This is a genomic window from Exiguobacterium sp. R-39 (assembly GCF_049942815.1).
Taxonomy (GTDB): Bacteria; Bacillota; Bacilli; order Exiguobacteriales; family Exiguobacteriaceae; genus Exiguobacterium_A.
The window spans coordinates 93,069-111,777 of the sequence record NZ_CP187965.1; the positions used below are offsets into that span (position 1 = coordinate 93,069).

Annotated in this window: 22 protein-coding genes and 2 other annotated features; all 22 genes read left to right on the forward strand. The window is 48.1% G+C overall.

Annotated elements, in window-relative coordinates; all coding sequences use genetic code 11:
* Positions 1 to 2: 2 nt before the first annotated feature.
* The 22 genes from ACP26N_RS00525 (at position 3) to ACP26N_RS00630 (ending at position 18,608) form a co-directional block, all read left to right on the forward strand.
* Entirely contained in the window at positions 3 to 431 is a 429-nt protein-coding gene (locus ACP26N_RS00525) for a hypothetical protein (RefSeq protein ID WP_114597353.1), read from the forward strand.
* The gene (locus ACP26N_RS00530; RefSeq protein ID WP_188004980.1) at positions 424 to 1,497 is read left to right on the forward strand and encodes a protein arginine kinase; all 1,074 of its coding nucleotides are present in this window, start codon (positions 424 to 426) and stop codon (positions 1,495 to 1,497) included. The genes ACP26N_RS00525 and ACP26N_RS00530 overlap by 8 nt, the downstream gene beginning before the upstream one ends.
* Positions 1,497 to 3,944: an ATP-dependent protease ATP-binding subunit ClpC gene (gene clpC / locus ACP26N_RS00535; RefSeq protein WP_131504426.1), complete on the forward strand. Its 2,448-nt coding sequence runs from the start codon at positions 1,497 to 1,499 to the stop codon at positions 3,942 to 3,944. Before ACP26N_RS00530 ends, clpC begins: the two co-directional genes overlap by 1 nt.
* 79 nt (positions 3,945 to 4,023) lie before the next feature.
* On the forward strand, positions 4,024 to 5,400 hold the full coding sequence (gene radA, locus ACP26N_RS00540; protein WP_255508409.1) for a DNA repair protein RadA: 1,377 nt from the start codon (positions 4,024 to 4,026) through the stop codon (positions 5,398 to 5,400).
* 131 nt (positions 5,401 to 5,531) lie between these two features.
* Positions 5,532 to 6,620, forward strand: coding sequence for a PIN/TRAM domain-containing protein (locus tag ACP26N_RS00545; RefSeq protein ID WP_114597357.1), 1,089 nt, complete (start codon positions 5,532 to 5,534; stop codon positions 6,618 to 6,620).
* Positions 6,621 to 6,678: 58 nt separating this feature from the next.
* Positions 6,679 to 7,362, forward strand: a complete 684-nt coding sequence (ispD, locus tag ACP26N_RS00550; protein ID WP_131973667.1) for a 2-C-methyl-D-erythritol 4-phosphate cytidylyltransferase — start codon at positions 6,679 to 6,681, stop codon at positions 7,360 to 7,362.
* Between the two features lie 2 nt (positions 7,363 to 7,364).
* The gene (ispF, locus tag ACP26N_RS00555) at positions 7,365 to 7,847 is read left to right on the forward strand and encodes a 2-C-methyl-D-erythritol 2,4-cyclodiphosphate synthase (protein ID WP_041261398.1); all 483 of its coding nucleotides are present in this window, start codon (positions 7,365 to 7,367) and stop codon (positions 7,845 to 7,847) included.
* A gap of 45 nt (positions 7,848 to 7,892) precedes the next feature.
* Entirely contained in the window at positions 7,893 to 9,338 is a 1,446-nt protein-coding gene (gene gltX / locus ACP26N_RS00560) for a glutamate--tRNA ligase (protein ID WP_026826903.1), read from the forward strand.
* Positions 9,339 to 9,557 (forward strand) — a binding site (T-box leader).
* Between the two features lie 45 nt (positions 9,558 to 9,602).
* Entirely contained in the window at positions 9,603 to 10,286 is a 684-nt protein-coding gene (gene cysE / locus ACP26N_RS00565; protein ID WP_034769411.1) for a serine O-acetyltransferase, read from the forward strand.
* Positions 10,240 to 11,637: a cysteine--tRNA ligase gene (gene cysS, locus ACP26N_RS00570; RefSeq protein ID WP_426354429.1), complete on the forward strand. Its 1,398-nt coding sequence runs from the start codon at positions 10,240 to 10,242 to the stop codon at positions 11,635 to 11,637. Before cysE ends, cysS begins: the two co-directional genes overlap by 47 nt.
* Positions 11,634 to 12,038 (forward strand): Mini-ribonuclease 3, encoded by a 405-nt coding sequence (locus ACP26N_RS00575; protein WP_131504431.1) that lies wholly within the window; start codon positions 11,634 to 11,636, stop codon positions 12,036 to 12,038. The genes cysS and ACP26N_RS00575 overlap by 4 nt, the downstream gene beginning before the upstream one ends.
* Positions 12,039 to 12,129: 91 nt before the next feature.
* Complete coding sequence (rlmB, locus tag ACP26N_RS00580) at positions 12,130 to 12,894, forward strand: 23S rRNA (guanosine(2251)-2'-O)-methyltransferase RlmB (RefSeq protein ID WP_026826906.1); 765 nt, start codon at positions 12,130 to 12,132, stop codon at positions 12,892 to 12,894.
* Positions 12,891 to 13,421, forward strand: a complete 531-nt coding sequence (locus tag ACP26N_RS00585; RefSeq protein WP_131504432.1) for an NYN domain-containing protein — start codon at positions 12,891 to 12,893, stop codon at positions 13,419 to 13,421. Before rlmB ends, ACP26N_RS00585 begins: the two co-directional genes overlap by 4 nt.
* 191 nt (positions 13,422 to 13,612) lie before the next feature.
* Positions 13,613 to 14,254: an RNA polymerase sporulation sigma factor SigH gene (sigH, locus tag ACP26N_RS00590; RefSeq protein WP_012368992.1), complete on the forward strand. Its 642-nt coding sequence runs from the start codon at positions 13,613 to 13,615 to the stop codon at positions 14,252 to 14,254.
* 155 nt (positions 14,255 to 14,409) lie between these two features.
* Positions 14,410 to 14,556 carry a 50S ribosomal protein L33 gene (rpmG, locus tag ACP26N_RS00595; RefSeq protein WP_012368993.1) on the forward strand — a complete coding sequence of 49 codons (147 nt, stop codon included), beginning with the start codon at positions 14,410 to 14,412 and terminating at the stop codon, positions 14,554 to 14,556.
* A gap of 44 nt (positions 14,557 to 14,600) precedes the next feature.
* The gene (gene secE / locus ACP26N_RS00600) at positions 14,601 to 14,771 is read left to right on the forward strand and encodes a preprotein translocase subunit SecE (RefSeq protein ID WP_014969138.1); all 171 of its coding nucleotides are present in this window, start codon (positions 14,601 to 14,603) and stop codon (positions 14,769 to 14,771) included.
* A gap of 19 nt (positions 14,772 to 14,790) precedes the next feature.
* Positions 14,791 to 15,342: a transcription termination/antitermination protein NusG gene (gene nusG / locus ACP26N_RS00605; protein ID WP_026826909.1), complete on the forward strand. Its 552-nt coding sequence runs from the start codon at positions 14,791 to 14,793 to the stop codon at positions 15,340 to 15,342.
* Positions 15,343 to 15,491: 149 nt separating this feature from the next.
* On the forward strand, positions 15,492 to 15,917 hold the full coding sequence (gene rplK, locus ACP26N_RS00610; protein ID WP_012368996.1) for a 50S ribosomal protein L11: 426 nt from the start codon (positions 15,492 to 15,494) through the stop codon (positions 15,915 to 15,917).
* A 116-nt stretch (positions 15,918 to 16,033) separates the two neighbouring features.
* Positions 16,034 to 16,720 carry a 50S ribosomal protein L1 gene (rplA, locus tag ACP26N_RS00615; protein WP_034769418.1) on the forward strand — a complete coding sequence of 229 codons (687 nt, stop codon included), beginning with the start codon at positions 16,034 to 16,036 and terminating at the stop codon, positions 16,718 to 16,720.
* Positions 16,721 to 16,774: 54 nt separating this feature from the next.
* Positions 16,775 to 16,929, forward strand: a sequence feature (ribosomal protein L10 leader region).
* A 50-nt stretch (positions 16,930 to 16,979) separates the two neighbouring features.
* Positions 16,980 to 17,486: a 50S ribosomal protein L10 gene (gene rplJ / locus ACP26N_RS00620; protein WP_131504434.1), complete on the forward strand. Its 507-nt coding sequence runs from the start codon at positions 16,980 to 16,982 to the stop codon at positions 17,484 to 17,486.
* Positions 17,487 to 17,562: 76 nt separating this feature from the next.
* Complete coding sequence (rplL, locus tag ACP26N_RS00625) at positions 17,563 to 17,928, forward strand: 50S ribosomal protein L7/L12 (RefSeq protein WP_012368999.1); 366 nt, start codon at positions 17,563 to 17,565, stop codon at positions 17,926 to 17,928.
* Between the two features lie 83 nt (positions 17,929 to 18,011).
* Positions 18,012 to 18,608 (forward strand): class I SAM-dependent methyltransferase, encoded by a 597-nt coding sequence (locus ACP26N_RS00630; protein ID WP_131504435.1) that lies wholly within the window; start codon positions 18,012 to 18,014, stop codon positions 18,606 to 18,608.
* The last annotated feature ends 101 nt before the right edge of the window (positions 18,609 to 18,709 follow it).

Genomic DNA, 18,709 nt, shown 5'->3' on the forward strand with positions numbered 1-18,709 from the left:
GTATGCGTTGTCAGCGGTGTGGTGAACGAGAAGCTGTCGTCCGTGTCAAACTCCCACAAGATCAAGAGGGAACAGAACAAGTTCTTTGTTCAGTTTGTGTAAAAGAACTGGCAAAAGCCTATCAAGAAACCGCTTGTCCTTCATGTGGGATGACACGCCAACAACTTTTACATTTGCGAAAAGTTGGTTGTGCAACATGCTATTCGTTTTTCAAAGAAGAAGTAGATGGGATGATTCGTCAGTTTCAACACGGTCATACGAAACATTATGGTTCACGTCCTGAAGAAGAGTCGGTCGAAAAAAGATTGGCACAACAGTTGAGTCGACTCAAAGAACAGTTGAACCGTAAGATTTTATCGGAAGACTATGAAGAAGCAGAACTCATTAAACAGCAGATTGTAAATGTGGAGGAGGATTTGCGCCATGTTTGAAGAACTATTGACGCAACCTCTTAGTCAAAAGATGGATCAACAGGCACCTTACGATGATATCGTCGTTTCGACACGAATTCGCTTAGCGCGTAATGTAGCCCATTATCCTTTTTCGACAAGAATGACAGAAGAACAGGCAAATGCGTTAATCAACGAAACAGAACGTCAATTATCCGGACTAAAAGGATTTCAATTCGGGCGGGTCGATCAAGTTGATGCCTTAACGCGAACTGCTTTAGTAGAAAAACATTTGATCAGTCCTGCCCTTGCGACACACCCACGAACCGGACTTTTTATCAGTGAAGATGAACAGATCAGTGTCATGGTGAATGAAGAAGATCATTTTCGTATTCAAACCCTGTTACCGGGTTTGCAGTTAGAAGAAGCTTTTCGGGTGGCAAAGCAGGTCGATCGTTTAATCAGTGAACGCTTCAAGATAGCTTTTGATGATACGCTCGGTTATTTGACGACTTGTCCGAGTAACGTCGGCACAGGCCTACGGGCCTCGGTGATGTTGCATTTACCGGGACTCGTCCTGACCAATCAAATCCAAGGGTATATTAAACACCTGCGGCAGCTCGGTTTTGCGATTCGCGGGCGTTACGGCGAAGGAAGCGATGCTTCCGGTCGAATGTTCCAATTATCGAATCAACGGACACTTGGTGCGAGTGAGGATATGCTGATTACGGATTATCAATTTGCTGTTGAAGCATTAATTGAGGCAGAACAAGCGGCAAGAAAAGGATTATTGGAGACGTATCAAGAAGAACTAGAAGACCGGCTTTACCGGTCATCCGGAATTTTGCAATCGGCCCGATTAATTACGGCACGGGAAGCAACGGAGCGTTTATCCGATGTCCGGTTAGCCGATAGCCTCGGTTTGGCCGTGGAACTTCCGCCAAACTTATTCCATCATTTACTTGTATCGCTACAAACAGGTTTTCTACAAAAGCATTTCGGGAAACAATTAACATCAAGAGAACGGGACATCGAACGAGCGAGTATCATTCGTCAGATGTTAACCGAACAGACAAACAGGGATCACACACAAGGAGGTTTTGCGTAATGATGTTTGGACGATTCACAGAACGTGCTCAACGCGTACTCGCACTTGCTCAAGAAGAAGCGGTACGTCTTGGTCACCATAATATCGGGACAGAACACATTTTACTCGGACTTGTACGTGAAGGAGACGGGATTGCGGCGAAAGCCTTAACAGCACTCGGACTCAGTTCAGATAAGATTCAAATGGAAGTTGAAGCTTTAATCGGTCGCGGCCAAGACGGTGCGACGACGATTCACTATACACCACGCGCGAAAAAAGTCATCGAGCTGTCGATGGATGAGGCCCGTAAACTCGGTCATTCGTATGTCGGTACAGAGCATCTCTTACTCGGTCTGATCCGTGAAGGAGAAGGCGTCGCAGCACGTGTCTTAAACAACCTTGGCATCAGCCTCTCTAAAGCCCGTCAGCAGGTGCTTCAACTGCTTGGTAACAGTGAAACGACAGCCAATGCGTCGCAAGCAGGATCTGGTGTCGCAACACCGACGCTTGACGGTCTCGCACGCGACTTGACACAACAGGCACGGGAAACACGTCTTGATCCAGTGATCGGCCGTGCGAAAGAAATCCAACGTGTCATTGAAGTCTTAAGCCGTCGGACAAAAAACAATCCGGTCTTGATCGGAGAGCCGGGTGTTGGTAAAACAGCCGTCGTCGAAGGTCTTGCCCAACAAATCATTAACAATGAAGTGCCGGAGACGTTACGGAATAAACGCGTCATGGTTCTCGATATGGGAACACTCGTCGCCGGTACAAAATACCGTGGTGAGTTCGAAGACCGCTTGAAAAAAGTCATGGATGAGATTCGTCAGGCCGGTAATATCATTCTCTTCATCGACGAATTGCACACATTGATCGGTGCCGGCGGAGCAGAAGGGGCAATTGATGCCTCGAACATCCTCAAGCCGTCACTCGCCCGTGGTGAACTCCAGTGTATCGGAGCAACGACACTCGATGAGTACCGGAAATACATCGAAAAAGATGCGGCACTCGAACGTCGTTTCCAACCGATTCAAGTGGCTGAACCTACAACAGATGAAGCGACACAAATCTTGTTTGGTCTTCGTGACCGTTATGAAGCACATCACCGGGTGACGATCACGGATGAAGCAATCCAAGAAGCGGTAACACTCTCGGACCGCTACATCTCGGATCGTTTCCTACCGGATAAAGCGATTGACTTGATTGATGAAGCCGCTTCAAAAGTTCGTTTGCGCTCCTATACAGCACCACCGAACCTAAAAGAAGTCGAAGCGAAGCTTGAAGGTATTCGTAAAGACAAAGATGAAGCCGTTCAAAGTCAAGAATTCGAAAAAGCAGCCAGTCTCCGTGATACAGAACAAAAATTGCGTGATGAATTGGAACGTTTGAAAGAAGAATGGCAGAACAAGCAAGGCAACGAAAAATTAGAAGTGACGAAAGAGGATATCGCACAAGTCGTCGCCAACTGGACAGGTGTTCCGGTCACGAAGATTGCAGAAGAAGAAACCGACCGCTTATTGCGTCTTGAAGAAATCCTTCATGGACGTGTCATCGGTCAAAATGAAGCCGTTAAATCGATTTCCAAAGCAATCCGTCGTGCACGCGCCGGTTTAAAAGATCCAAAACGTCCAATTGGTTCATTTATCTTCCTCGGACCAACCGGTGTCGGTAAAACGGAACTGGCCCGGGCTGTCGCGGAAGCGATGTTCGGTGACGAAGATGCCATCATCCGGATCGATATGTCCGAATACATGGAGAAACATGCGACAAGTCGTCTTGTCGGTTCTCCTCCGGGATACGTCGGGTATGAAGAAGGCGGTCAGTTAACAGAAAAAGTACGCCGGAAACCATACTCTGTCATCTTGCTTGATGAAATCGAAAAAGCACACCCTGAAGTCTTCAACATCTTGCTTCAAGTGCTTGACGACGGTCGCTTGACGGATTCAAAAGGCCGGACAGTCGACTTCCGAAATACGATCATCGTCATGACGTCAAACGTCGGAGCAAGTGCACTCAAACGTAACAAATACGTTGGTTTCGCAGTCTCCGATGATACGGACCGCGAGTACAAAGACATGAAGGGGAAAGTCATGGATGAGCTGAAAAAAGCCTTCCGCCCTGAATTCTTGAACCGGATTGACGAAACAATCGTCTTCCACTCACTCGAGAAAAAACACATCGAAGAAATCGTGAAATTAATGGCGAAAACGCTTGAAAAACGTCTTGCGGAACAACAAGTGCATTTCGAGTTGACGCCAGCCGCGCTTTCGAAAATCGCGGATATCGGATACGATCCGGAATACGGAGCCCGTCCGATCCGTCGTGCTCTTCAACGGGAAGCAGAGGATCGTTTGTCAGAAGCCTTGCTTGCAGGTGATATTCAAAAAGGTGAGCGGGTGGCACTTGATGTCGAAGATGGTGAATTCATCGTCCGCCGTCATCAGGCTGAACCAGCAACGACCGAATAATTGATCAACAGGGTCCAGCTTTCGCAAGTATGTGGCGAAAGCTGGATTTTTTTCTTGATAAAAAGAAAGGATGAATCGCGTGGCTAAAATAAAGACGAAATTTGTCTGCCAGAGTTGTGGTACGGAATCTCCCAAATGGATGGGACGCTGTTCCGGCTGTGGCGAATGGAACACGATGGTCGAAGAAGTCGTTGAAGAGAAAAAAGCACGGCGCGGTTCTGCCTTCGTGCATACGACAACCAAACAATTAAAACCGGAACGCTTATCGAATATCTTGTCACAGGAAGAAAGCCGTGTCTTTACAGGCAGCGGTGAATTTGACCGGGTCCTCGGTGGTGGAATCGTACCGGGCTCGATGGTTCTTGTCGGCGGCGATCCCGGAATCGGGAAGTCGACGATCTTGCTTCAAACCAGTGCCCGTCTTGCGGCGCGTGGAGAAAAAGTCCTGTACATTTCAGGGGAAGAATCGCTGAAACAAACGAAACTGCGGGCGGAACGCCTCGGATTACCGACACAGGACCTGTTTGTCTTGAGTGAGACAGACATGAACATGATCGAACGGGTCGTCGATGAAGAAAACCCGGGCTTTTTGATCATTGACTCCATTCAAACCGTGTATATCGATGAGATTCAGTCGGCTCCGGGCAGTGTCACGCAAGTCCGGGAATGTACAGCGATGCTGATGAAAATCGCTAAGAGTCGTGGTATTGCAATCTTCATCGTCGGTCACGTAACCAAACAAGGATCGATTGCCGGACCGCGTTTACTTGAGCATATGGTAGATGCCGTTCTGTACTTTGAAGGAGAACGCCACCACACGTTCCGGATTTTACGGGCGGTCAAAAACCGGTTCGGTTCGACGAATGAAATCGGTATTTTTGAAATGCGTGAATCCGGTCTTGAAGAAGTCTTGAATCCATCGGAGATTTTCCTCGAAGAACGGACATCCGGTGTATCCGGTTCGACCATCGTCGCCTCGATGGAGGGAACTCGGACAGTTCTTGTGGAACTGCAAGCATTGATTTCTCCGACATCGTTTGGTAACCCGCGTCGTATGGCGACCGGGATTGATCAGAATAAAGTCGCTTTGCTGATGGCTGTTTTAGAAAAACGGTCGGGCTTGTTGCTCCAGACGCAAGATGCGTATCTTAAGGCGGCGGGTGGAGTCAAACTTGATGAACCGGCCATCGATTTAGCAATTTGTGTCGCGGTCGCATCCAGTTTCCGCGATAAGCCGACCCGACCAACAGATGTCGTCATCGGCGAAGTTGGCCTGACGGGCGAAGTCAGACGCGTCTCACGGATCGAACAACGGGTCGCGGAAGCGGCGAAGCTTGGTTTCACCCGTGCCATCATTCCGAAAAACAATCTGGGGGGCTGGACATATCCACCCGGTATCACGGTAATCGGAGTCGAGAGTGTGGATGAAGCATTACGGGAAACGATTCCGTTTTAAGCGGGTTCAACTACGGCAAAAGATGGGGAAGGTGTAACAGACCTGTAAACAGTTTCCCCATCTTAAGGCGTAGGTGATTCAAATAAATACATGTTACAATGAACTTAAAATAATAAAAGGAGGTGGGAAGATTGAAAATCGTCATCAGGATCTTTTTTGCGTTACTAGGTCTTGCGCTTGGTATCTTGTTGCTTCCTCAATTGTTTCAGCTGATTGAAGCGGCGACGAAGATGGCTTTCCCGGAATGGTTGATGACCACATACGTAACAGGAACGATTGGTGCACTCATATTTTTATTAATTGGATTATTCATTACGGATTCTGTGATTCGGCTTCTCCGGTTTTTAGAAGAAAAGTTAGTGAAAGCACCTGTCGCCGATCTATTTTTCGGCACATTCGGCTTATTGGTTGGTCTCGTCATGGCTTTTCTTGTCAGCATGCTGATTGAACTTGTCGGTATTCCTTTACTCAGTAATGTGTTAACCATGATAGTCGCAGTACTGTTCGGTTACCTCGGATTTACGGTCGGCTACCGGAAGCGTCACGAACTGACGAAAGTCTTCTTGCGCAACAGTAACAATCAGACGGAGAAAAAAGCGGCTGAGCCTGTTGTTGTCGCAAAATCAAACAGTAAAGTCCTCGATACGAGTGTCATCATCGATGGTCGGATTACGGATATCGCAAAAACAGGATTTGTCGAAGGCAAACTGATTGTTCCGCAATTCGTCATCGGCGAGTTGCAGTATATTGCGGATTCATCAGATACACTGAAGCGAAACCGCGGACGTCGCGGGCTCGATGTGCTGAAGGAATTGCAATCGATTCCCGGCATGGAAGTCGAGATTTATGACGGGGACTTTGAGGATGTTCCGGAAGTCGACATCAAGTTGATTAAGCTGGCAGAACTGATTAAAGGAATCGTCGTCACGAACGACTACAACTTAAATAAGGTCTGTGAAGTACGGAACGTACCGGTCTTGAACATCAACGATTTGGCGAATGCCGTCAAGCAAGTGGTCATCCCCGGTGAAGAGATGACGGTCCTCGTCATCAAAGAAGGAAAAGAGCAAAAACAAGGAATTGCCTACCTCGAGGATGGAACGATGGTCGTCGTTGAAGAAGGAAAACATTTGATTTCGAAAACGATTGGTGTTGTCGTGACCAGTGTTCTGCAGACGTCTGCCGGACGGATGATTTTCGCGAAACCCCAGGAAAAATAAACAGCAGACTGCCAAATCTCTTTTGGCAGTCTTTACTTATGGGAAAAGAGGGAACTAGATGAAAGAGCACACATACCGGATTGTCATTCCGGCCGCCGGAGCAGGGAAACGGATGGGGGCGGATCGAAACAAATTAATGCTGACGTTACGAAACCGGTCCATCATCGAATGGACACTGGATGTCTTTGAGCAGGACCCGGCTTGTCTTGAAATCATTTTGGCGATCAATCCGGTGGAGCAATCGTGGTTCGAACGTATCACGGCACCATACAAGACGTCGATCCGTCTCGTCCCGGGTGGACGCGAGCGTCAGGAAAGTGTGAAGCGTGGATTAGAAGCGGTGACAGCACCCGGTATCGTCCTGATTCATGACGGAGCCCGACCATTCGTGACCATCGAATCGATTCAGCAGGTCGTCAAAGCAGCTGAACAGACCGGAGCTGCGATTTTAGGTGTGCCGATCAAAGATACCGTCAAACGGATTGACGGCGACGCGATTGTCGAGACGGTTCCCCGGGATCAGCTGATGGCAGCCCAAACACCGCAAGCCTTTGAGTTAGAGCGGATTCGAACTGTTCATGCGAAGGCAGCGACGGAATTTTTAGGTACGGATGACGCAAGTTTGATAGAATGGGACGGAGGAACGGTGACTTGGGTCACCGGACAATACGAGAACATTAAAGTGACGACGCCGGACGATTTATTGTTTGGAGAAGCCATTCTAACGAAACGGGGGAAATGAAGATGATCCGAATTGGACAAGGATTTGATGTACATGCTTTTGCAGAGGACCGCAAACTGATTTTAGGCGGGATTGAGATTCCGCATACGAAAGGGTTGCTCGGTCACTCGGATGCTGACGTCCTGTTACATACGATTGCTGACGCGGCTCTTGGTGCGATCGCAGCGGGCGATATCGGGAAACACTTCCCCGATACGGACCCGGAATTTAAAGACGCCGACTCAGCAAAATTGTTGCAGCACGTTTATGCACTCGTCAAAGCACAAGGTTATGAACTGGGCAATTTAGACGCGACCGTCATTGCACAAGCTCCAAAGTTGCGTCCATACATCGATACGATGCGGGCACGGATCGCGGAACTTCTTGAAGCGGATATCGAACAGATCAACGTCAAGGCGACGACGACGGAATGGCTAGGCTTTACGGGACGTGAAGAAGGAATCGCATGTCAGGCTGTGATTTTGCTGAAACGAATCGAAGAATAAGGTATACTAGGTAAGCGAATTTTAGACTAAAGGAGTGGATCGGTAATGGCAGAAGTACGTGTACGTTATGCACCAAGTCCAACGGGACACCTTCATATTGGAAACGCACGAACAGCATTGTTTAACTACCTGTTTGCACGACACGCAGGCGGCAAGATGATTTTACGTATTGAGGATACGGATCAGAAACGAAACATCGATGGTGGTGTGGAAAGTCAGATGAAGTACCTCGAATGGCTCGGCATCGACTGGGATGAAGGTCCGGGTCGCGGTGGTGACTATGGTCCTTACTTCCAAATGGAACGGCTCGATCTGTACAAAAAATACACAGACGAGTTACTTGAAAAAGGACTGGCTTACCGCTGTTATATGACATCGGAAGAGCTCGAAGCAGAACGGGAAGCGCAAATCGCCCGTGGGGAAGCACCACGTTATTCAGGTGCACACCGCAACCTGACGCAAGAACAAGAAGAGGCGTTCGTTGCAGAAGGCCGGACACCGTCGATTCGGATCCGTGTTCCGGAAAGCGTCACCTACACATGGAACGATATCGTCAAAGAAGACGTCTCGTTCGAATCAAAAGACTTCGGCGATTGGGTCATCGTTAAAAAAGACGGGATTCCGACGTACAACTTTGCTGTCGTCGTTGATGATCACTTGATGGAAATCAGCCACGTCCTGCGTGGAGACGACCATATTTCGAACACACCGAAGCAGATGATGATTTATGATGCGTTCGGTTGGGACTATCCGACATTCGGTCACATGACATTGATTGTCAACGAAGAACACAAAAAACTCTCGAAACGTGATCAGTCGATCATCCAATACATCGAGCAGTATAAAGATCTCGGTTACTTGCCGGAAGCATTACTGAACTTCGTGACGTTACTTGGCTGGTCGCCGGTCGGTGAACAGGAAATCTTCACAAAAGAAGAGTTCATCGAGATTTTCGATGCGTCCCGTCTTTCGAAAAGTCCAGCTGTCTTTGACCAGCAAAAACTGGCTTGGATCAACGGTCAATACATGAAACACCAATCGTTCGAAGAAGTATTCGAAGCAAGTCTGCCGTTCCTGCAAGACGCGGGACGTGTTTCAAGCGAACCGACGGAAGAAGAGCTCGTCTGGGCACAAAACCTGGTCGGATTATACCGGGAACAGATGACACATGGCGCAGAAATCGTCGAGCTTTCAGAGATGTTCTTTGAGGATGAACTGGTGTATGATGAAGAGGCAAACACTGTCTTGGCAGGAGAAACCGTTCCTGCAGTCTTGAGTGAATTCGCGAACCAGTTGCGGACACTTGAAGAATGGACACCGGAAGCCATTAAAGGGGCAATCAAAGCAACCCAAAAAGCAACCGGACAAAAAGGGAAAAATCTGTTCATGCCAATCCGTGTCGCAACGACCGGACAAACACACGGACCGGAGCTTCCGAACACGATTCAATTATTAGGAAAAGACCGCGTACTTGCGCGTCTGGACGCATAAAATAAAGCGTAGATGAGGAAAGTAGGAACGATGTCCGTTGTACAGAGACAAGCTTGAGTGGTGAGAAAGCTTGAACGGACGCGCTTTCGAAATGCCCCTCTGAGTGCTGCCCGAAATCAGTGAGAGTAGGCGTAGACGTATCTCCGGCGTTAACGGACCGGAGAGGGATGATTCAGTTCATCCAAACAGAGTGGGACCGCGCTGATTGGCGTCTCTGTGCAGCGATGCACGGGGGCGCTTTTTCTTATGGAGAGGAGAACGAACATGACACGGATGCGTGAAGATATCCGCAATGTATTTAAACAGGATCCGGCAGCCCGGAGTACGATGGAAGTCGTCTTGACCTATCCGGGATTACATGCCGTCTGGATGCACCGGTTGGCTCATCGTATGTGGAAGATGAATTTGCATCTTGCCGCACGGCTGTTGTCGCAATTCAGCCGGTTCCTGACGGGAATTGAGATTCATCCCGGTGCGACAATCGGCCGGCGTCTCTTCATCGACCATGGTATGGGAGTCGTCATTGGGGAAACGGCGATTATCGGCGACGATGTCACCCTGTTCCAAGGTGTGACACTGGGGGGAACAGGGAAAGAAACGGGCAAACGGCATCCGACACTCGGAAATGGTGTCCTCGTATCAGCCGGAGCACGCGTACTCGGTGATATCACGATTGGTGATTCATCGAAGATTGGCGCAAGCTCCGTTGTTCTAAAAAATGTACCGTCAAATGCGACAGTTGTCGGAATTCCCGGACGTGTCGTGATACAAGACGGAATAAAAGTCGATGCACCGCTTGATCATCAATTACCCGATCCGGTTCGTGAATGCCAGGAACGGGTTGAACTGGAACTTGAACAATTAAAACGTGAGATTGAACGAATAAAAGGAGGACACCGCCATGATACAACTTTACAACAGCATGACCGGAAAAAAGGAACCGTTTAAACCGCTCGAAGAAGGAAAGGTCAAGATGTATGTTTGTGGACCAACCGTCTATAACTACATCCATATCGGGAATGCCCGTCCGGCCATCGTCTTTGATACGGTCCGCCGCTACTTTACGTACCGGGGCTATGACGTTAAATATGTCTCGAACTTCACGGATGTCGACGATAAAATCATCCGGACAGCGAATGAGCTCGGAGAAGATTACCATGCACTGACGAAACGATTCATCGAAGCCTATCACGCGGATACAGGTGCGTTGAATGTCCAAAAAGCGGATATTCATCCGCTCGTCACGGAAACGATGGACGATATCATCGCTTTCATCGAAGTGCTCGTCGAAAAAGGGAATGCCTATGCGTCAAGCGGAGATGTCTACTTCCGGACACGCAGCTTTAAAGATTACGGTCAGCTAAGTCAACAGTCGATTGATGAACTCCGCTCGGGTGCGCGGATCGAAGTCGGCGAGAAAAAAGAAGATCCGCTCGATTTCGTCCTATGGAAAGCAGCGAAACCGGGTGAACCGGCATGGACGAGTCCATGGGGAGAAGGCCGTCCCGGCTGGCACATCGAGTGCTCAGCGATGGCGAAAAAGTATCTCGGGGATACGATTGATATTCATGCAGGCGGACAAGACCTTAAATTCCCGCACCATGAAAATGAGATTGCCCAATCGGAAGCGTGCAACTCACAGAAGTTTGCAAACTACTGGATGCATAACGGGTTCCTTAACATCGAAAATGAAAAGATGTCAAAATCACTGGGCAACTTCCTGACGGTCCACGAAGCGATTCAAGCCGTCGATCCGATGGTCTTACGTTTCTTCATGCTGTCAGTCCAGTACCGTCATCCGATCAACTACAGCCGTGATCTGATCGATCAGGCAGCAAACGGGTTGGCACGGATCCGTGAATCGGTCGCAAACGTCGAACACCGTTTGACGATGACGGCTAATCTTGGAACGGCAACGGACAAATGGCTGAACCGGATCGAAGAAATCAAACAGCATTTCATCACATCGATGGATGATGATTTCAATACAGCGAACGCTGTGACCGATTTGTTTGATCTGTCGAAGGAAGCCAACCTCTATCTTGGGGAAGACCAGGTCGCAACAGAAGTGCTGGAACGATTCCTGGCAGTCTTTGATGAACTATCGACAGTCCTCGGAGTCACGTTGACAATCGAAAAAGGGTTACTCGATGAAGAAGTCGAACAGCTGATTAGTGATCGGGATACGGCACGGAAAGAACGGGACTTCGCCCGTGCGGACGCGATCCGTGATCAACTGCGTGACCAAGGCATCCTGCTTGAGGATACAGCGCAAGGGATGCGGTGGAAGCGCGGATGAAGAACTACAAACAATTAAATGCGCTGGCACTCGCCTACATGGGCGATGTTGTCTATGAAATGCATGTCCGGGAACGGTTGCTTGAAAAAGGATATGTCAAACCGGGTGAACTGCATCAAGCGGCCATCCGCTATGTCCGTGCTCAGGCGCAAGCCTTCGTCGTGACACACTGGTTAAATGAAAATACGTTGACAGAAGAAGAGCAGGCTGTCGTCCGGCGCGGGAAGAACGCTAAATCAGGTTCCGTTCCGAAAAGTACGGACGTCCATACGTACCGGTACGCAACGGCGTTTGAGGCATTGCTCGGATATGTCTATCTTGCAGAAGGAGGGGATCGTCTTGAAGAACTCATCGGACAAGCGCTCGAATTACTCGAAGCCGAAGCAACGGACGGAAAATAAATCGTTCCAATCGGCGCGTAAACAAAAAGACAAGCCGCATGGCGAAAAAACGAAACAGAAGAAAGTTGAGCCCAAACAAGAAGAGACCATCGTGATCGAACCGCTCGAGGAAGGACAGGATTTCTTATACGGACGGAATCCGGTTCTCGAAGCGTTACGGACGGGTCGTGAGATGAACAAGCTCTTCATCCAAGAAGGGCAACAGAAAGGACCGCTTGCCGTCATCCATGCGATGGCGAAAGAGGCAGGTGTCCAGACACAAATCGTTCCACGCTCGAAATTACACGGTTTGACGGGAAGCGACAATCACCAGGGTGTCGTTGCTGCCGTCGCTGCCTATGAGTATGCAGAACTCGACGATATCTTTGCACTGGCAGAAAAGAAAGACGAGACGCCATTGATGATTTTACTCGATGAACTCGAAGATCCGCATAATCTCGGATCGATTCTCCGGACGGCAGATGCCGTCGGTGCCCACGGGATCATTATTCCGAAACGCCGGTCTGTCGGATTGACACAGGTTGTCGCGAAAGCTTCAACGGGGGCGATCGAACATATCCCGGTCGTTCGTGTGACGAACTTGACGCGGACAATGGAAGATTTAAAGAAAAAAGGGATCTGGTTTGTCGGGACGGATGCCCGTGAGAGTGATGACTACCGGACGCTCGACGGAACGATGCCACTTGGAATCGTCATCGGCAGCGAAGGAAAAGGCATGAGCCGGCTTGTCCGTGAAAAATGCGATTTCCTTGTACATCTCCCGATGGCAGGACATGTCACGTCACTCAACGCATCGGTTGCTGCCTCGTTGTTGTTATATGAGGTCTACCGGACAAGAAAGCCGTATTCGCGATGAAATACGACCGTCTGATCGTTGATGGCTACAATATCATTGGCGCATGGCCGGAATTCCGGACATTGCGGGAGCAGGATTTTGAATTAGCACGGGAACGATTGGTCGATGCGATGGCCGAGTACCAGGCCGTGACAGGAATCAATGTGACGATTGTCTTCGATGCCTATCTCCAACCGGGGAGAGAATCCCGGATCAGGAAAAGCGGTATCGAAGTCATCTATACACGGGAAAACGAAACGGCGGATGAATGGATTGAGAAAACAGCGGCGGAATGGTTACAGGATATCCGGGTCAAGCTGACGGTTGCGACAAACGATTTCACCGAACAGTGGGTCATCTTCACGCTCGGTGCCCTTCGGATCTCGGCGCAGGAATTACGACGGGACTGGAAGGCGGCGGTTGCCGTCATCCGTGGACAGACGATTGCGTCGAAGACGAGCAAGAAACCACGTTCGACAATCGATATGCCGGCTGATGTCATTGAACGGCTTGAAGAGATCCGGCGGCGTAAAAATTCAGATTCATGAAGAAAATGAAAAAGCGGATTCACGATAAAGTCGTGAAATTCGCTTTTTTTGATTCTTCGGGTGTCACGTCTCCGCACGATCAACAGAGTAAAAAAAGAGGTCATGCCAATTTTCATTGTCGTAAGACAGGAAATTATTGTATAATTAGAAACAATCGATTAGTTTGTTAGAGAAGCTTGGAGGGATGACGGATGAGTTTGGTTTCGTTCGACCAGTTTGAGTGCATGACCGATGAGGCGCTTGTGGAACAAGCGAAGGTATTTGACAACAGTGATGCGCTCGAATTTCTGATCGAGCGGTATCGGAACTTCGTGCGCGCCAAGGCACGGTCTTACTTTTTAATCGGAGCGGACCGGGAAGACATCATCCAGGAAGGTATGATCGGCCTGTATAAGGCAGTCCGGGATTACCGTACGGATAAGCTGGCTTCGTTCAAAGGCTTTGCTGAGCTGTGTATTACCCGGCAAATGATTACAGCAATCAAAACCGCAACGCGTCAAAAACATATTCCGTTGAATTCCTACATTTCGCTCGATAAACCGATTTACGATGACGAATCGGAACGGACTTTACTCGATATCATCACATCGACAGCCCCGTCAGATCCGCAAGTGTTGATTGTGAACCGGGAAGAGTATGCGGATATTGAAAGTAAGATGGATGAGATCCTTAGTGATCTAGAGCGAAAAGTACTGGCGCTCTATCTCGACGGAAGAACCTATCAGGAAATCTCAGATGATCTCGATCGTCATGTCAAGTCAATCGATAATGCCCTTCAACGTGTGAAGAAAAAGCTGGAACGGTATCTTGAAGCACGAAAACTGACTGTCTGACCGAGAGGTGGATTGACCCCGTTAACCGGGTGTGCTACTGTATAAATAGCGCCTTACTAGCGAGACGCCGCTCATAGGCGTTTTTTTTTACGCTCTTTTTTAGAGAGGATTCTCTTCTTGAAGAGAAGGAGTGGCAAAGAAGGAGGTCGTTTGAGATGGCGAAGAAAGTAGGCCTTGCTTGTGATATTTGCGGTGCCCGCGACTACACGACGATGAAAAAAGAGGATGTCAGCATCCGCTTGGAACTGAAGAAGTTCTGTCGCCGTTGTAACGCGCATACGATTCATAAAGAAGCGAAATAAGGCTTCATCTATCCCCATTTACTACATCCTGGAGGGAAAGTACGATGAAATTTTTGCGTGACGTATGGAATGAACTGAAAAAGACGAGCTGGCCGAAACGAAAAGAACTGACGAAGTATACACTGACTGTAATCGGTATGGTCATTTTTATGGGTGTCTTCATCTTCGGTATCGATTCAGGGCTCAGCGCATTCATGAGTTGGTTGATTAAGTAAAAAGAAGAGGTGACGTACCATGGATAAGCAGTGGTTTGTTGTCCAAACGTACTCTGGATTCGAAAATAACGTCAAGGCAAATCTTGAGCGTCGGATTGAATCCATGAACATGGACGAGAAAATCTTCCGTGTACTCGTTCCAATCGAAACGGTACAGGAAGAAGTAACAAACAAAAAAGGTGAAACGAAAATCAAGGAACGTGAAATCAAGATTTTCCCGGGGTATGTCCTCGTGGAGATGGTCATGACGGATGATTCTTGGTATGTCGTCCGTAACACACCGAACGTCACGGGATTCCTCGGTTCGGTTGGCGGCGGTTCAAAACCGACACCACTTCTTCCAGAAGAAGCGGAAAACATTCTCGGATCAATGGGACTTGTTGACATGAAGAGTCGTTATGACTTTACAATGGGACAAATCGTACGGATCAAAGAAGGTGTCTTTGCGAACCTGGAAGGTACGATCGAAGAACTTGAAACAGAAACAGAGAAAATGAAGGTTTCTGTCGATATGTTCGGTCGTGAAACGAAAGTAGAGCTCGATTTCTCACAAGTTGAGAAAATAGATTAAGTTTCCTATTGCGAAACTTTTATTTTAATGGTACAATTTTTCCTGTTTGATGTTGTGCTTATTTCGATAAATTACTCGTCGAATAGAATGAGTGGGAGGACGCGCAACGTCCAATTAAACCACATTAAAGAATTAAGGAGGTGTGTCTCGTGGCGAAGAAGGTTATGAAACTAGTTAAACTTCAAATTCCTGCGGGCAAAGCAAACCCAGCTCCACCAGTTGGACCGGCACTCGGTCAAGCAGGTGTGAACATCATGGGCTTCTGTAAAGAGTTCAACGCTCGTACACAAGACCAAGCCGGCTTGATTATTCCTGTAGTCATCACGGTTTTTGAAGATCGTTCATTTACGTTTATTACTAAAACTCCACCAGCAGCAGTTCTCTTGAAGAAAGCAGCTGGAATCGAGAGCGGTTCAGGCGAGCCTAACCGTAAGAAAGTAGCGACTGTCAAACGTGACAAAGTTCGCGAAATCGCTGAAACGAAAATGCCAGACCTCAACGCAGCATCTGTTGAAACAGCGATGTTGATGGTTGAAGGTACTGCACGTTCTATGGGTATCGTAATCGAAGACTGAGTCTTTTGATTGCAATGAACAACGATGAGGGTCGCAGGCGGATAGTTACTTGAAGCCTTGCTACCCTTTCATTATGTGGGAGGATTTTCCGCACAACCACAAAGGAGGAACCTAAAATGGGTAAGAAGTATAAAGAAGCTGCTAAACTTATCGATCGTACGGTTTCATACGAACTCGCTGAAGCGGTAGACTTAACTAAAAAGTCTGCAACTGCGAAATTCGATGAAACAATCGAACTTGCTGTTCGTCTCGGAGTCGATCCGAAGAAAGCAGATCAACAAATCCGTGGAGCAGTCGTATTGCCACACGGTACTGGTAAAACACAAAAAGTTCTCGTCTTTGCTAAAGGTGAGAAATTAAAAGAAGCGGAAGCTGCTGGAGCAGACTTCGCTGGTGATTCTGAGTACATCACTAAAATCCAACAAGGATGGTTCGACTTCGATGTTATCGTTGCGACACCTGACATGATGGGTGAAGTTGGTAAACTCGGCCGTGTTCTCGGACCTAAAGGCCTCATGCCTAACCCGAAAACAGGAACAGTTACATTTGACGTCACGAAAGCAATCAACGATATCAAAGCTGGTAAAGTTGAGTACCGTGTCGACAAATCTGGTAACATCCACGTTCCAGTCGGTAAAAAATCATTTGATGACGCTAAATTGGTTGAGAACATCAACACAGTCATCGAAACTCTCGTTAAAGTTAAGCCTGCTACTGCTAAAGGTATCTACCTTAAAAACATCGCGATCGCTTCAACAATGGGTCCTGGTGTAAAAGTATCTTCAGCTGACTTTGCGAAATAATTTCGTCTAAAACGAACTTGACAACGTTCTAAGAACGCTGTTACAGTATAAAACGTTGATATATTCGACATACCGTAGACAGAAGGTGCTCATCGATTGAGCATAAACCCTTCCGAGGTGTTCTTGCTCAGAGAGCCTGTTTGTTCAGGTATCCTTTTTGACGATTACGCCTCCTCTGCCTTGCAGACGGAGGCTTTTTATTTGAAATCGAGCAGCCCCTCGCGCCGGTACATTCCATTTACCAGGAGGTGCAACAGAAATGGCAAACGAAAAAGTTATCGCTGTCAAAGCGGATCTCGTAACTGAGATCGCTGAGAAAATGCAAGCGAGCGCTGGAACAATCGTCGTCGACTACCGTGGTCTCACAGTAGACGAAGTAACAGAACTTCGTAAACAACTCCGCGAAGCGGGTGTTGAATTCAAAGTTTACAAAAACGGTCTCCTCCGCCGTGCTGCAGTTCAAAGCAATCTTGAGGGTCTTGACGAAGTCTTTACAGGTCCTACTGCGATCGCCTTCAGCAATGAAGACGTTATCGCTCCAGCTAAGATTTTAAACAACTTCTCGAAAGACCACAAAGCTCTTGAGCTTAAAGGTGGTATCATCGAAGGCAAAGTCACTTCAGTAGAAGATGTCAAAGCCCTTGCGGAACTTCCATCACGCGAAGGTCTCCTTTCGATGCTTCTCAGCGTGCTTCAAGCGCCAATCCGTGGTCTTGCGGTGGCAACGAACGCAATTGCAGAGCAAAAAGAAGAACAATCTGCTTAATGTCCGCTTAGCGGGATAGGCAAACACACAATTTTTCACACCCCAACGTGGGTTAAATCAAAGGAGGAAAACCATAATGGCTTTCAACAAAGAGCAATTTATCGAAGACCTCAAGGGCATGACTGTTCTTGAACTTAACGAACTCGTAAAAACAATCGAAGAAGAATTCGGCGTATCAGCAGCAGCTCCAGTAGCAGCAGCAGGTGCAGGCGCAGCAGCAGCTGAAGAGCAAACTGAATTCGACGTAATCCTTACTAGCGCAGGTTCTGGTAAAATCAACGTCATCAAAGCAGTTCGCGAATTGACAGGCCTCGGTCTTAAAGAAGCGAAAGCACTCGTTGACGGAACTCCGGCTCCAGTTAAAGAAGGCGTTTCGAAAGAAGACGCTGACGCAATCAAAGCTAAGCTTGAAGAAGCTGGCGCAAGCGTAGAAGTTAAGTAATTTTCTTCTTCACTTAAAACAAAAGAAGCTCGCTTTGCGGGCTTCTTTTGTTTTCAACTTTAATATAGAGAGGGGAAGGAAACATGGCAGATCATTATTACACAAATGATCCCTCCTCGAAACGGGATCCAAAGTCGTGGGAATTCGTCTTACGTGGTGAAACGTTCCGCTTCACTTCGGATCATGGAGTGTTTTCAAAAGGCGGCGTGGATTTCGGTTCGCGTTTACTGATTGAAGCCTTTGTGGAGCCGGATGTACCGGGAGCAATTTTGGATGTCGGGTGCGGATATGGTCCGATGGGCATTTCGCTTGCGAAAACAACCGGACGAGAAGCCGTTTTAGTAGATGTAAACGAGCGGGCTCTTGAGCTTGCGGCTGACAATGCACGTGCGAATGGTGTTTCCGTGACGACCGGTGTAAGTGACGGATATGCTGGCGTGGCTGAACAGACGTTTGCAGCGATCGTGACGAATCCACCGATTCGGGCGGGGAAGCCGGTTGTTCACCGGATTTTGCGGGAAGCGTATGATCATCTTGAAGTGGGCGGTGCCTTATGGGTCGTCATTCAAAAGAAACAAGGTGGTCCATCAGCGAAGAAGTTGATGGAAGAAGTGTTTGGTTCATGTGAGACGGTTACCCGCGATAAAGGGTATTCGATATTTAAATCAATTCGGTCTTGACAAATCGAGTGATTTGTCGTTGACCTTGTCTAATGTCTATGATAGTATTATAAAATGCCATTGGAGTGATTTTTGGATAAGCAGTTTGAAGCAGCTGGCGT

Coding starts and splice junctions, on each gene's coding strand:
- ACP26N_RS00575 (WP_131504431.1), top strand. CDS start 11,634: ATGAAGAACTACAAACAATTAAATGCGCTGGCACTCGCCTACATGGGC.
- rplA (WP_034769418.1), top strand. CDS start 16,034: ATGGGTAAGAAGTATAAAGAAGCTGCTAAACTTATCGATCGTACGGTT.
- ACP26N_RS00525 (WP_114597353.1), top strand. CDS start 3: ATGCGTTGTCAGCGGTGTGGTGAACGAGAAGCTGTCGTCCGTGTCAAA.
- cysE (WP_034769411.1), top strand. CDS start 9,603: ATGACACGGATGCGTGAAGATATCCGCAATGTATTTAAACAGGATCCG.
- cysS (WP_426354429.1), top strand. CDS start 10,240: ATGATACAACTTTACAACAGCATGACCGGAAAAAAGGAACCGTTTAAA.
- nusG (WP_026826909.1), top strand. CDS start 14,791: ATGGATAAGCAGTGGTTTGTTGTCCAAACGTACTCTGGATTCGAAAAT.
- sigH (WP_012368992.1), top strand. CDS start 13,613: ATGAGTTTGGTTTCGTTCGACCAGTTTGAGTGCATGACCGATGAGGCG.
- rplJ (WP_131504434.1), top strand. CDS start 16,980: ATGGCAAACGAAAAAGTTATCGCTGTCAAAGCGGATCTCGTAACTGAG.
- clpC (WP_131504426.1), top strand. CDS start 1,497: ATGATGTTTGGACGATTCACAGAACGTGCTCAACGCGTACTCGCACTT.
- rpmG (WP_012368993.1), top strand. CDS start 14,410: ATGGCGAAGAAAGTAGGCCTTGCTTGTGATATTTGCGGTGCCCGCGAC.
- secE (WP_014969138.1), top strand. CDS start 14,601: ATGAAATTTTTGCGTGACGTATGGAATGAACTGAAAAAGACGAGCTGG.
- gltX (WP_026826903.1), top strand. CDS start 7,893: ATGGCAGAAGTACGTGTACGTTATGCACCAAGTCCAACGGGACACCTT.
- ACP26N_RS00630 (WP_131504435.1), top strand. CDS start 18,012: ATGGCAGATCATTATTACACAAATGATCCCTCCTCGAAACGGGATCCA.
- rplL (WP_012368999.1), top strand. CDS start 17,563: ATGGCTTTCAACAAAGAGCAATTTATCGAAGACCTCAAGGGCATGACT.
- ACP26N_RS00585 (WP_131504432.1), top strand. CDS start 12,891: ATGAAATACGACCGTCTGATCGTTGATGGCTACAATATCATTGGCGCA.
- ACP26N_RS00530 (WP_188004980.1), top strand. CDS start 424: ATGTTTGAAGAACTATTGACGCAACCTCTTAGTCAAAAGATGGATCAA.
- ispF (WP_041261398.1), top strand. CDS start 7,365: ATGATCCGAATTGGACAAGGATTTGATGTACATGCTTTTGCAGAGGAC.
- ispD (WP_131973667.1), top strand. CDS start 6,679: ATGAAAGAGCACACATACCGGATTGTCATTCCGGCCGCCGGAGCAGGG.